The organism is Halomonas sp. QHL1, from assembly GCF_001882345.1.
In the GTDB taxonomy this organism is placed as follows: domain Bacteria; phylum Pseudomonadota; class Gammaproteobacteria; order Pseudomonadales; family Halomonadaceae; genus Vreelandella.
In genome coordinates this window covers 1,675,792-1,688,707 of sequence record NZ_MINL01000001.1, presented here as the reverse complement: position 1 = coordinate 1,688,707, position 12,916 = coordinate 1,675,792, and the positions used below count along the sequence as shown (strand labels likewise).

General features: G+C 52.9%; 12 protein-coding genes. 8 read left to right on the top strand and 4 right to left on the bottom strand.

The features are described 5' to 3' along the window. Positions 1-42: 42 nt before the first annotated feature. The 6 genes from ybaK (at position 43) to QHL1GM_RS07730 (ending at position 7,186) form a co-directional block, all read left to right on the top strand. Positions 43-510, top strand: coding sequence for a Cys-tRNA(Pro) deacylase (ybaK, locus tag QHL1GM_RS07755; RefSeq protein ID WP_071693948.1), 468 nt, complete (start codon positions 43-45; stop codon positions 508-510). A 100-nt stretch (positions 511-610) separates the two neighbouring features. Further along, complete coding sequence (gene dbpA, locus QHL1GM_RS07750) at positions 611-2,044, top strand: ATP-dependent RNA helicase DbpA (RefSeq protein ID WP_175540366.1); 1,434 nt, start codon at positions 611-613, stop codon at positions 2,042-2,044. Between the two features lie 33 nt (positions 2,045-2,077). Next, positions 2,078-2,953: a PA4780 family RIO1-like protein kinase gene (locus QHL1GM_RS07745; RefSeq protein WP_071693947.1), complete on the top strand. Its 876-nt coding sequence runs from the start codon at positions 2,078-2,080 to the stop codon at positions 2,951-2,953. Between the two features lie 160 nt (positions 2,954-3,113). Continuing rightward, positions 3,114-4,148, top strand: coding sequence for an AbrB family transcriptional regulator (locus tag QHL1GM_RS07740; protein WP_071695947.1), 1,035 nt, complete (start codon positions 3,114-3,116; stop codon positions 4,146-4,148). An 89-nt stretch (positions 4,149-4,237) separates the two neighbouring features. Further along, positions 4,238-6,136, top strand: coding sequence for an ABC transporter ATP-binding protein (locus tag QHL1GM_RS07735; protein WP_071693946.1), 1,899 nt, complete (start codon positions 4,238-4,240; stop codon positions 6,134-6,136). A gap of 42 nt (positions 6,137-6,178) precedes the next feature. Next, the gene (locus QHL1GM_RS07730; RefSeq protein WP_071693945.1) at positions 6,179-7,186 is read left to right on the top strand and encodes an NAD(P)-dependent alcohol dehydrogenase; all 1,008 of its coding nucleotides are present in this window, start codon (positions 6,179-6,181) and stop codon (positions 7,184-7,186) included. 65 nt (positions 7,187-7,251) lie between these two features. Here the strand turns inward: QHL1GM_RS07730 and QHL1GM_RS07725 are convergent, their stop codons facing one another. Further along, entirely contained in the window at positions 7,252-7,518 is a 267-nt protein-coding gene (locus QHL1GM_RS07725; RefSeq protein WP_071693944.1) for a hypothetical protein, read from the bottom strand. A 172-nt stretch (positions 7,519-7,690) separates the two neighbouring features. Between QHL1GM_RS07725 and QHL1GM_RS07720 the strand changes: the two genes are divergently transcribed. Continuing rightward, positions 7,691-8,863, top strand: coding sequence for a hypothetical protein (locus QHL1GM_RS07720; RefSeq protein WP_071693943.1), 1,173 nt, complete (start codon positions 7,691-7,693; stop codon positions 8,861-8,863). Between the two features lie 40 nt (positions 8,864-8,903). Further along, positions 8,904-9,755: a mechanosensitive ion channel family protein gene (locus QHL1GM_RS07715; protein WP_071693942.1), complete on the top strand. Its 852-nt coding sequence runs from the start codon at positions 8,904-8,906 to the stop codon at positions 9,753-9,755. Here the strand turns inward: QHL1GM_RS07715 and QHL1GM_RS07710 are convergent. From QHL1GM_RS07710 to QHL1GM_RS07700, 3 genes are all read right to left on the bottom strand, one after another. Continuing rightward, positions 9,752-10,486, bottom strand: coding sequence for a YebC/PmpR family DNA-binding transcriptional regulator (locus tag QHL1GM_RS07710; RefSeq protein WP_071693941.1), 735 nt, complete (start codon positions 10,484-10,486; stop codon positions 9,752-9,754). The two genes, QHL1GM_RS07715 and QHL1GM_RS07710, sit on opposite strands and share 4 nt — an antisense overlap. A 534-nt stretch (positions 10,487-11,020) precedes the next feature. Continuing rightward, positions 11,021-11,632: a recombinase family protein gene (locus tag QHL1GM_RS07705; RefSeq protein WP_071693940.1), complete on the bottom strand. Its 612-nt coding sequence runs from the start codon at positions 11,630-11,632 to the stop codon at positions 11,021-11,023. 248 nt (positions 11,633-11,880) lie between these two features. Next, a complete protein-coding gene (locus tag QHL1GM_RS07700; protein WP_175540365.1) occupies positions 11,881-12,900 on the bottom strand; it encodes a restriction endonuclease in 1,020 nt (339 codons plus the stop codon). Between the last annotated feature and the right edge of the window lie 16 nt (positions 12,901-12,916).

Genomic DNA, 12,916 nt, shown 5'->3' with positions numbered 1-12,916 from the left:
ATGTTTCCATATTAGCTGACGCGTTTAACCTAAGAGAATTCCATGACCCCGGCGATTAATAGTGCAAAACATGCAGGCATTGCTTTTCAAATCCATGAGTACGATCACGATGTCACCGCGCAATCCTATGGATTGGAAGCCGCTGAAAAACTCGGTGTCGCGGTGGAACAGGTATTTAAAACCTTAGTGGTCAAGTTGGATGGTAAGCAACTGGCGGTGGGTATTGTGCCGGTGAATGGCCAACTGGGGTTAAAGCAGATCGCCAAAGCCGCAGGTGCGAAGAAAGCGACCATGGCGGAACCGTTGGAGGTGGAGCGTACTACCGGCTATGTGTTGGGCGGTGTTAGCCCGTTGGGTCAGAAAAGGCGCTTGCCTACCTTCATTGATCACTCTGCCAAAAATTTTGCCAGTATCTATGTGAGCGCCGGACGCCGCGGGCTTGAAATCGAACTAGCGCCAGGGGATCTAGCCACGCTTAGTCAGGCTACTTTTGTGCCCCTGGCAACCTGATGTCGATGTGATGGCGGCGCAGCCCAGGGCACTTTCTGGTATGGTGCGGTAATATTTGCGTGTGTCGTCTACCCCTTAGGTAGCACGCGCTGTTTTTTTGATGGCCGCCTACCTGTGGCCCAAGCAAGGTAATATCGTGTCTGACTCCTCTTTCTCCTCGTTAGCGTTGCCAAAAGCTCTGCTGAGCAACCTTGCGTCCCTCGGCTACCACGAAATGTCGCCGGTGCAGGCAGAGAGCCTGCCACCGATGCTGTCCGGGCGCGATGTGCTGGCGCAGGCGAAAACCGGTTCAGGTAAAACGGCGGCGTTTGGTTTGGCGCTGCTGGCTAAATTGAGAGTAGAGAGCTTTGCGGTGCAAGGCTTGGTGTTGTGCCCTACCCGGGAGCTCGCTGACCAGGTGGCTGAAGAGCTGCGTCGTTTAGCCCGCGGCATGGCCAATGTAAAAATACTCACCCTCTGCGGCGGTGCGCCCTTTGGCCCGCAGCTCGGCTCTTTAGAGCACGGCGCTCACATTGTTGTGGGCACACCTGGGCGTATTGACGAGCACTTGCGCAAAGGCTCGCTCACGCTGGAATCTCTCGCGATGCTGGTGCTGGATGAAGCGGATCGCATGCTGGATATGGGCTTCCAGGCAACCATTGATGACATCATTGCCGAGACTCCAACTGACCGCCAAACGCTGCTGTTCAGCGCGACCTTCCCGGATGAGCAGTCATCGGGCGGTCTAACCGAGATGACCCGCGGCGTCATGCGTGAACCGGTGATGGTGAAAATCGCTGAGTTGCACGACGCCACGACGATTCAACAGCACTTCTACAGTGTCGCCAATGAAGAGGCGCGATTCGCCGCCCTGCGCCAGCTGCTGCTGGTCTATCGACCCGCGACCAGCGTGGTATTCTGCAACACCAAACGCGAAACCCAGGCGGTGGCGGAGCAACTGACCGATGCCGGGTTTAGCGCTGTGGCGCTCAATGGCGATTTAGAGCAGAAAGATCGCGATCGCATTCTGATTCTGTTCTCTAACCAGAGTGCGTCTATCCTGGTGGCCACGGACGTGGCCGCCCGGGGCCTGGATATCGCCCAGCTGGACGCCGTATTTAACTACCAAATTGCCCGCGAGCTTGATGTCCACGTGCACCGGGTAGGTCGTACCGGGCGAGCCGGGGCCAGTGGCATTGCCTGCACGCTGGTGACCCCTAAAGAGAGTTATCGATTGGAGCGGTTGGAAGGGTTGCTGGAACAGCCTATTGCCACTGAACCCTTGCCTAAACCGCAGCACTCGGTGCCGTTCGAGCCGCTAATGGCGACGCTGCAGTTAGCCGGTGGCAAAAAAGACAAGCTGCGCCCCGGCGATATTCTTGGCGCGCTGACCAGTGAAGGCGGGTTGCGCGGCGAACAAGTGGGTAAAATTAAAGTGCTTGCGCGCAGTGCTTATGTAGCCGTTGAGCGCGATGTGATCCAACAGGCTCAGGCCAAACTCGAGCGTGATAAATTAAAAGGGCGGGCTTTCCGTGTTCGCCGTATCCGTTATTGAACGCGTACCAAAGAGGAGCCGACGCAGCTAACCATGAAAATCCCTAAGCGATTACAGCCCCTGGTCGATGATGGAATGATCGACGAGGTGTTGGTGCAGTTAATGAGTGGCAAGGAAGCGCAGGTCTACGTGGTGCGCTGCGGTGAAGAAGTGCGCTGTGCCAAAGTGTTTAAGGAGGCCAAACAGCGCAGCTTTAAACAGGCCGTTCAGTATCAAGAGGGGCGTAAAGAGCGCAATAGCCGCCGTTCACGGGCGATGGCCAAAAAAACCCGTTACGGCCAGAAAGAGCAGGAGCAGGCGTGGCTGAATGCCGAAGTCGACGCACTCTACCGCCTTGCCTCGGCGGGCGTACGGGTGCCCGAGCCCCATGGTTTTGTCGATGGTGTATTGCTGATGGAGATGATCAGCGACGCCGAGGGCAACGTCGCGCCGCGCTTGGACGAAGTGACGCTAACGCCAGAGCAAGCCGAGACCTACTACGCCAAAGTCATTCAAGACGTGGTACGTATGCTGTGTGCGGGTTTGATTCACGGCGATCTGTCGGAATTTAACGTGCTGGTCGATGCCTCTGGCCCGGTGATTATCGATTTGCCTCAGGCAGTCGATGCAGCGGGTAATAACAGCGCCGCCGCGATGCTGTATCGCGATGTGGATAACATGCGCGACTATTTCGGTAAGTACGCGCCCGCGCTTCTTGATACCCAGTACGGCAAAGAGATGTGGGCACTGTATGAAACCGGCGAACTACATCCGGACAGTAAGCTCACTGGCCACTTCGATGCCGACACCCATATTGCTAACGTCGATGAGTTGATGGAAGTGATCGACGATGCCAAAGAGGAAGAGGCCGATCGCTTGGCGCGCATGCGCGATGATGATGACGATGGCGAGATCCCGCAGCCTTACTGAAACAGCTCTTTTGATAAGCCCTGGCAGATAGCCCCGATCGATAGCCATAGGCGTCGTAAATCGATATTCTTAGCATGTTAACTGTTATCGGCAGTTCTGTTATTAGCGGTACTGCCACTCAACAACATGGCTAAGGCGAGGAGCACGCGTGAGGGGCAGCATAAAGGGAGTGTCGGCAGGGAGCGCAAAAGCGCTGGCAATATCGCTATCCGTTGGCGCCGTTGGCGGTACGCTGTTTCAACTGACCGGTTTACCCCTTGCCTGGATGCTTGGCCCGCTGATTGCCAATCTGCTGGCCTCTTCCCAAGGCGTTAAGGTTTCGGTACCTGAGCCACTGCGAAATGTTTTTTTAGCGGTGATGGGGATGGTGCTGGGTAGCCAGGTGACGCCGCAGTTGGCGCATCGCGTGTTGGATTGGCCCGCTTCCGCCGCGCTATTACTGCTGGGGGTGGCAGCCTCCACCGCCGTAGCCGCTGCCTGGTATCGACGCTGCGGGTTTGATCCGGTTAGTGCCTGGTTTGGCGCCTCTCCCGGCGCGATGACGGCGATGATTATGCTGGGTGAGAAGTGCGGCGGCGACCCCCAGCGCATAGCGGTCGCGCAGTCGCTGCGCATCATTTTAGTGATTCTTTTTTTGCCGCCGCTATTTTGGGCCTATGAGGGCGGCGGTGATGGGATCGGCCCTGTTCACAGCAGCTTTGAACACGGCTGGATGCTCTTGATGATTCCGCTGTTATTGCCGCTAGGTCGCTGGCTGCGAATTCCCAGTCCCGCACTGCTGGCACCACTGCTAGTTGCTGCTTTATTATCCGGTATTGATATTGCCAGTCTCGCTCTCCCAGAGTGGGGAATGAATCTGATGCTATGGGTACTGGGCAGTGCCATCGGTTCGCGCTTTCAGGGCATGACGCGCAAGCTTTTTGGCCGCTATTTATGGCAGTCCGGCGTGGCGACGTTGTTAGCGTTGCTGGTGCTGGGGCTATTTGCCGAGCTGATTCACCAGCTGCTAGGGGTAGGTCGCGATGTAGCGCTGCTGGCGCTGGCACCTGGGGGCATCGGCGAAATGGCTATTTTGGCCGTCGCGCTCAATATCGACCCGGTGTTTGTTGCCTTCCACCACCTGCTGCGCATGGTCACGCTGATGATCATTGCGCCGTTCTGGGCGCGCTGGCTGCTGCGGCACTCCAATTCTTAATGACATTTTAACGACATCTACTCCCTTCACACTCACCTATAAAAAATTAAAGACCGTCAATACCACCGCCAGTCACGTAAGGAAGCCTCATGCTATCGCGTGTTTTACAGCCGCTATTTCGTTACTTCGAAACGCGGGTTAACCCTTATCCGGAAGGCGAGGTTAAAACGCCGCCTAAGGGCTTAATGCCGTTTATTGTGCACTTTTCCCGTCCGATGCTGCCGCTGTTGCTGCTAATGACGCTATTCACGGCGCTGGTATCAGCGGCTGAAGTGGTTTTCTTTAGCTACATGGGGCAGTTAGTCGATTGGCTGAGCAACGTTGAGCGGGCAGACTTTTGGGCTGAAAACGGCCTGTGGCTTGCTGGCCTGGGTCTATTGCTGCTGATCGGTTTGCCGCTGCTGGTACTGCTACAGTCGTTGGTTACCCATCAAAGTATTTTTGGTAACTATCCGATGATCGGCCGCTGGCTATCCCACCGCCATATGCTTAGCCAGAGTCTGGCATTTTACCAAGATGAGTTTGCCGGGCGGGTGTCGCAGAAGGTGATGCAAACGGCGCTGGCGATCCGCGAGACCGTCACCAAGGTGATGGATCTATTAGTCTACGCCATCGTCTATTTTACTGGCGCGGCCTACCTGCTGGGCCGGGCGGATCTATTGCTGCTGATTCCGCTGGGCCTATGGCTGGTGGGCTATCTGGCGATCATGCGTTATTTCGTACCGCGTTTGCGCGATGTTTCCATGGCCCAGGCGGACGCCCGTGCCCAGATGACCGGCCGCGTGGTGGACAGCTACAGCAATATCCAAACCATCAAGCTGTTTGCCGATACCGAGCGCGAGCAGCGCTACGCCAAAGACGCTATGGAAGGCTTTATGGTCACCGTCCACCGTCAGATGCGCTTGGTGACAATTATGAGCGTGGGACTGACGCTGCTGAACACCGCGCTGTTGGTGGGTACGGCGGCCATGGCGATCAGCGCCTGGTACACGGAAGCGATTTCGCTGGGTGTGCTGGCGATCGCTATTGCGCTAGTCATGCGTATCCGCTTTATGTCCGACTGGATATTGTGGGAAGTCGCCGGGCTGTTTGAAAATATCGGCACCGTACAGGATGGCATGAATACCATTGCCCGGGATCCGACCGTACGTGACGCCCCGGGCGCTCAGCCGTTAGAAGTACCCCAAGGGGAAATTCGTTTTGACGCCATGCGGTTTGGTTACGAGCAGGCCAAGGGCGAAAACAAAACCGTGTTTGATGGCTTGAACCTAACCATCGCCCCCGGTGAGAAAATCGGTTTGATAGGGCGCTCAGGGGCGGGTAAATCGACGCTTGCTAACCTGCTGCTACGTTTTTACGACGTGCAGGCTGGGCGTATTTTGATCGATGGGCAGAACATTGCTGAGGTTACCCAGACCTCCCTGCGCCACCAGATTGGCATGGTCACCCAGGACACCTCACTGCTACACCGTTCGCTGCGCGACAACATCCGTTACGGCAGCCCCCATGCCAGTGAGGAAGACGTTTGGAACGCAGTGTGTCGCGCCCATGCGGATACCTTTATCAACGAGCTGGTCGATCCGAAAGGGCGCCGAGGATTGGATGCCCACGTCGGTGAGCGCGGCGTTAAGTTGTCAGGTGGCCAACGTCAGCGGATCGCGATTGCTCGGGTGCTGCTCAAAAATGCGCCGATTTTGGTTCTGGATGAGGCCACCTCTGCGCTGGACTCAGAAGTGGAAGCCGCCATTCAAGAGCAGCTAGATACGCTGATGGAAGGTAAAACGGTGATTGCCATCGCCCACCGTCTCTCCACCATTGCCATGCTCGACCGGCTAATTGTGGTAGATGAAGGTCGCATCGTCGAAACCGGTACGCATCAGGAGTTACTGGCAAAAGGGGGTATCTATGCCAGCCTTTGGCAGCGGCAGTCGGGTGGTTTTTTAGGTCACGACCTTGATCTTGAAGAAATTGCCCTCATCTCAAAATAGACCAGTCGTTTTTTAACGATATGCGTTCAATAGGAGGTAGTGATGCAAGCCATTCAGCTTCGAGAGCCCGGCGGTTTAGACAAGCTAGAGGTCGTTGAACTAGCGGCCCCAGGCGAGCCTGGCCCAGGTGAAATTAAAGTACGCCTGCATGCAAGTTCCTTGAATTTCCACGACTACGCCGTGGTGGCGGGGATGATTCCTGCCGACGATGGGCGTATTCCCATGTCGGACGGCGCGGGCGTTGTCGAAGCAGTCGGCAAAGGTGTTAGCGAATTCGTGGTGGGCGACCATGTGGTCTCGACCTTTTTCCCGCACTGGCTGGAAGGCCCGGCCAGAGTGGGTGACTTTCGCACTACGCCGGGCGACGGCGTGGATGGCTATGCCCGTGAGCAGGTTATACGTCCGGTTGAGTGGTTTACCCATCAGCCCAAGGGCTACAGCCATGCGGAATCCGCTACTTTAACCACCGCTGGCTTAACCGCCTGGCGGGCACTGGTCGTCGATGGTGGCATTAAAGCGGGCGACAGCGTGCTGGTGCTGGGCACCGGTGGGGTATCCATTTTTGCCCTACAGTTTGCTCGCCTGATGGGCGCGCGGGTAATCGCTACTTCTTCATCTAACGAAAAGTTGGCGCGGCTGCGTGAGATGGGCGCCGAGCACACCATCAACTATAAAGAGACGCCTGATTGGGGTAAGCGCGTGAAAGAGCTGACCAACGGTGAAGGCGTTGATCATATCGTCGAAGTGGGCGGGCCAGGTACGCTGCCGCAATCCTTTGATGCGATAAAAATCGGTGGGCATATCGCCTTGATTGGCATCCTCACTGGCCGTGAGGGTGAGATACCGACGGCTAAATTAATGGCCAAGCAGGCGAGTTTGAAAGGCTTGATTGTAGGCAGTCGGCGTCAGCAAATTGAGATGATCCGTGCGCTGGAAACATTCGATATGCATCCGATCATTGACCGTGAATTCCCGCTTGCCGAGATCGCCGACGCTTTCCGCCATCAGGAGTCTGGCCAGCACTTCGGCAAAATCTGCCTGACGTTTTAAGACCTTAGCAGCAAGTTAAAAGTCAGTTTGCACGCCTTGTTCTGGTTACAGGGCGTGCAAAAGTACTACTCAGGTAAGCGGCTGTAGACCACACCCTTCACTTCAAGCTCTAATATCTCGTCGTAGGGAACAGTAACGCCTTCGACATCCCCAGGTGTTTTGTGACTGTTCTTCATCTCTGATTCAGGAATCACCTTCACGCCCATTAGTCCAACATGCTGGATTCTGGCGCTAAAGCGATTGCCCTCATGCTCAATTAGTAGCCGCTCTCCGGCAATGCACTTCTCGAGCTTGGCGTGCAGCTCTGCTTCGCTAACGTGGACAACACTCATCGCTTTCTCCTTTAGCTTTTGCCATTGCTTTCGCAATAAAATAATAGTCCGTTATGTGCGCTAACTACTGTCTATAAAGACTTTATTTTAGACCATAAGTTCGTCTATGAGGTTAGAAGCTTGGCACACCGTGCTAAAGTGAGCGCTTATCGCTAGCCATAGGGGCAATGTCATGGGGGAGCAGTCATCATTATCCGACACGCCGCTGTGGGCGGTCGTTGAGCTTGAACACTTTCGTACCCCCGAGCAGACCCAGGCAAGCCAGTGGCGGCGTTCGCTACGCTCGGTCTCGTCGTGGCTGGGGGGCAAAAACGACGCTGAGCAGCAGGTAAAAGACGATAGTGAGCTACGCGCACTACCTGAGGTTAGGCTAGCGCATTTAGTGCCTCCCATTGATTGGGCGCCCGCCGCAAGAGCGTTAGCACAACAGCTTGAAGGCCAGGACGCGCCGGTCACGTTCTTTATAACCACGCCCTACAGCGGCCATGCCTCGGTGGTAACCCATTGGGCTGAAAAGCATCATATCGCTTGCTTAGCGCCGCCCACGCTTAGCGAGCTTGCCGAGGGTGGCACAGAGTGGGTAGAGCAGTGTGTCAATCAACGCGAATGGGCAGTGCCAGCCCTGGAGCGCTACTTTTTACGCCACACCCAGGGTATTCAGGGCATTCGAGAGTTTCTTGAGCGCGCCTTAAGTGGTCGCTTGGGGCAGGGCATGATTGGCTGTGATAGCTGGACCTATGCCTTCCTTCAACGGGTGATCGGTATTGATGGAGCGCCGGTGTTCACCCTTCAATCCATGGAAGGCGAGCAGCTGTCGCGCTATTTTGCACAAATTGCGACCCATAAGGACCAGCCTCCGAGTGTTTACAGCACGCGAACCGGCAAGCAGGTACTCGCTAACTTGAAAGGAGGGGGCCACGAGTCAGCCAATAATGTAGCCTCACATAAAGGCGAAAATAAAGAACTACAACGCCTGGCGGCCCATTGTCGCGGCCATATAGGCCTTGCTTGGCACTATTGGCGCGAGCGGCTGCGTGAGCCAAAAGCAGAAGATGAAGAGGCGCTGTGGCTGGTGGATGCCCTTGCCGAGGCGGAACTTGCTGCTGATACAGGCGATATCGCCACGCTGGTGCTGCATGCGTTATTAGTTCATGGCGGTCTGGATGACCACTCTCTAGGAGAAGTGTTGCCGTTCTCACACCATGAAGCACTTAATGCCCGCTTAGCCCTGCATCGCAAAGGCATTGTTTCAAGCAGCGAAGGGCGTTGGCAGATCACACCGTTAAGCTACGCGAGCGTTCGTCAGTTATTAGAGTCGCGTAATTATCTAGTGGATCCTCTCTAAGCAGCCCCGCAATAAGTGACAGGCCCGCGGAGGGCAACCCATGGAAGAACAAAAGAAGTACGCGCGACTGTTTAACGATATCGATAGCCAAACGCTGATTACGTTGGGCGTAGTCCTGCTAGCGACCATTGTGCTGATTATTGTCAGCCAGCGGGGGCTTAACTGGATCGGCAACCGAATGCATGGCCAACTACGCTTTCGTATTTTTGCCCTGGTGCCGATGACACGCTTGCTGATATTGATTACTGCACTCGCCATCATCGTACCGACTATTATTGAGCCGTCGCTACAAAACATGGTGACCCTTATGGGCGCGCTGGGCTTAGCCATTGGCTTTGCCATGAAAGATTACGTGAGCAGCTTGATAGCGGGCGTTGTTTCAGCTGTAGAGCTGCCTTATCGGCCCGGCGATTGGGTGCAAATTGAAGATACCTACGGCGAGGTCAAGCACGTTGGCTTGCGCACCGTCGACATCCAAACCCCTGATGATGATTTGGTCTATGTGCCGCATTTAAAGCTTTGGGATCACGCCGTTTATAACGCCAACAACGGCGGTACCAGCCTGCAGTGCGTGGCGAGCTTTTATCTTCACCCTGAGCACGAGGCAGGCTGGGTACGGAAAGCGCTGCGTGACGTAGCGCTGACCAGTGCCTACCTAAAATTCGACCAGCCGATCATTGTGGTGGCTGAAGAGAAACCCTGGGGCACCCACTACCGCATACGCGCCTATCCGGTGGACCCCCGTCAGCAGTTTCTGTTTATTACCGACCTCACTTTACGCGGCAAAAAGGTATTGAGTGCTGCGGGTGTACAGTCAGCGATGTTGCCACCGGATGCGGCCTTGGATACCCGCAACGCGGTGGGGTCAGCTTACTCAAGAGGTAATGATTAGCTATCACTCTCTTCGGGTAATTCACCGCTGTGATAGACGTTTTGTACATCGTCCAGCTCATTAAGCATGGCGAGAAACTTTTCAAACATTGCCACGTCGTCACCTTCAACTGGGGTGGTGGTTTGCGGCAGAAATTGAATCTCGTCAGCCTCGAAGTCAATCTCACCGAACGCATCCAGTAGCGCCTGCTTGGCTTTGGCGTAGTCGGTATGCGGGGCGAAAACAGTGATGCGCTCGCCCTCTTGCTCGATGTCGGTGACATCCACATCGGCTTCCATCAGCGCTTCAAGCACGGCCTCTTCATCGCTTCCGGCGAAGGAGAAGATAGCGCAGTGGTCGAACATATGACTGACGCTGCCGGGGGTGCCGATTTTGCTCTTGGTTTTGGTGAAGCAGCCACGCACATCGCCAAAGGTGCGGTTGGGGTTGTCGGTTAAGCAGTCGACAATCACCATCACATTGCCAGGGCCAAAACCTTCGTAGCGAGCGGCGGAGAAGTCTTCGCCACCGGCGCCGCTGGCTTTGTCGAGAGCTTTATCAATAACGTGAGAGGGCACCTGGTCTTTCTTGGCCCGCTCCATTAAGCCGCGCAGCGCCAAGTTGCCATTGGGGTCGGTGCCGCCCGCTTTAGCGCAAACGTAAATCTCGCGTCCATATTTGCTGTAGACCTTGGTCTTTGCATCGGCCGTTTTGGCCATGGATTCCTTACGGTTCTGAAAAGCCCTGCCCATGTTCTATAACCATTTGATTAGTAAGAAGTTAACAGCTCTGTATCAATCATTATATCAGACACTTTACCCAGTTACCTTGCCGAGATGTACGCTAATTTACCTTAATTTAAATCGCAAAATGTACCACCTGATGTACCACTTGATACTGGCTATTGCTTACGCTATTGAGTGTTAAAGACACGGACTCCTAAGCTTATGCCTAAATAGGCCCTGCAAAGCCTGTTAAACGGCTTAGGTTTACTATGAAGAGGATAGTACCAATGTCTAGGTAAGCGCTCTGGCGCGTCTGAATGACCCATATGAAGCACTGACAGTAAGAAGTAGGCCGAAAGACTCTTATCAGAAATTTCAACCGGCCCACCTCCTATAGGGATACAGGTAGTCTCAAGCAGACAGGTAAATTCAGACTTTTTGCATAGTGTGGGCATAGGAATCTAGCATAGGTTGGAACTATGCAAGTGCTTACTTCCTATATAATTTTTTTAAATTTACACGTTTACTTAGCAGGCACGCACACAAGCACGTATTTCAGACTCAAGACTTGAGAGCACGCTGAACAGTTGAGACCCCACAGCCAGCAAGATCAGCCGTTTTCCGAATACTAAAGCCTTTTTCTCTTAGCTCACGAATCTTCTGATGTAGAACCGCATCGGCAGGTCGTCCCCTATAAACACCTTGAGCCTTCGCTTTTTCTATTCCTTCAGCCTGTCTTCTACGCCTATCGTCGTAATCTTTGCGAGCAACAGCGGCTAGCATATCCATAAGCATGGAATTAACAGCATCAAGCATTCGACCAGTGAAGTCGTCGCTGGCGCTTACTGTCATAGCTGCGTGACTAGTAGGTAAATCAAGTGAGACCACTCGAAGCCCTGCATTCTGTATAGCTGCTTTCAACCTGTCCCAGTCATTTTTGGTAAGACGTGTTAGGCGGTCTACCTGTTCAATCAGAAGTATATCTCCCACTTGTGCATCATCAATCAGACGCGCCAGCTCTGTACGATCAGCATTTGTGCCGCTAGCATTTTCGATGTACCACGACGCTACACGTGCCCCCTTATCTTTGGCAAAAGCTTCTAGAGCCTTCTTAGCTCGACTAGCGTTCTGGTCTTCTGTTGAAGCACGAAGGTAGGAACGAATAAATGACATTCAGACACACTCCATTGGGTTGTATTCTTTTGAGTGTGGTCATTATTGATGTATTCGTTTGGGTTGTCAAACGCTATCTAATGAACACGAAAAGAGCTTCCCTAGCTGTGTTCGCTGAAATATACTTTTTTGACCACACCTTTTATAGTTTTATGAAAGATGTAGCGGGGGCATCCTCCTATATGCTCAAGAAGAAACCGCCTAACTATTAAGAGTTGATCAATCACTCCAAGCCAATTAAACAACATTTATTCGTCTCTCACTTCAGGATAAGTTCGATTTATGTACTTTAAAAATACATCGGTCTCATCGTTTGAAAGCGATTCAAGAGTTTGTTGAAGGTCACCATGGTAAACTAACCTAACATTCAGACTATCCGCTACCTGTCTCGCAGAAGTGGTGAAGCTTGAGTTAGTAACTACAACCGCATGGTCGCATTCATAAAAATCCTTCGCAGAATAGACTTCTTGGACGCTTTTGTTTCCAACTGGAGAGCTATACTTCTTACATTGTATGGCAATTCTGATATCTCCGTCCGTAATGATTACGTCCGCTCCATGATCACCAGTTGCCGGAGTCCGTGTGGGTTCCCATCCGTAATTATAAGCCAAGGCTTCAATATAATCTTCATATTCAACCCCCGTCATAGAGTCATCGTACTCAAGGTACTCTTCATCTTCAAAATCAGTCATCAAGTCATTAGAAAAACATGTTGCTTCATTAATCCAATCATCCACTTTCCTCTCCCAGAAGACGATAACCTCTTTATCATCATGACAATCAACCCAACACAAGAAACTATCTCTAAAGCTTTCATGTCTCTTATCCGACTCACAAGACTGCTTCAGCTTAGGAAGCAATACTTTTTTGACAAAATAATTACGCTCGGACTCCCACTTGGAAACATTAGAAATGCCGTATTCGTCCTTATATAAATTTTGATTTTTCTTTCTTTTTAACACCTCCCCATGCTCTCGAATTATTGTTTCAGCCTTAGCTTTTATAGTGCAAAAACCTAAATATTCTATTATTTTACTTCGACCTATTTCTGATGTATCTGAAAAATCCTCATCAACTATATCTTTAATGATATGAAGAACATCTTCACCCTGTTCAATTCCAATGGTGCGATAAAAGCTATCCCTGACTTTAAAAAATTCCATATCAGCTCTAAGCTTCTCACGCTTACGTCTATTCAAGTATCCATAGATACTATATATGAATACAGCTACTCCTATAGAAAACAAAACAACCAACCAGATTTTCATACACACCCCCCCCCCT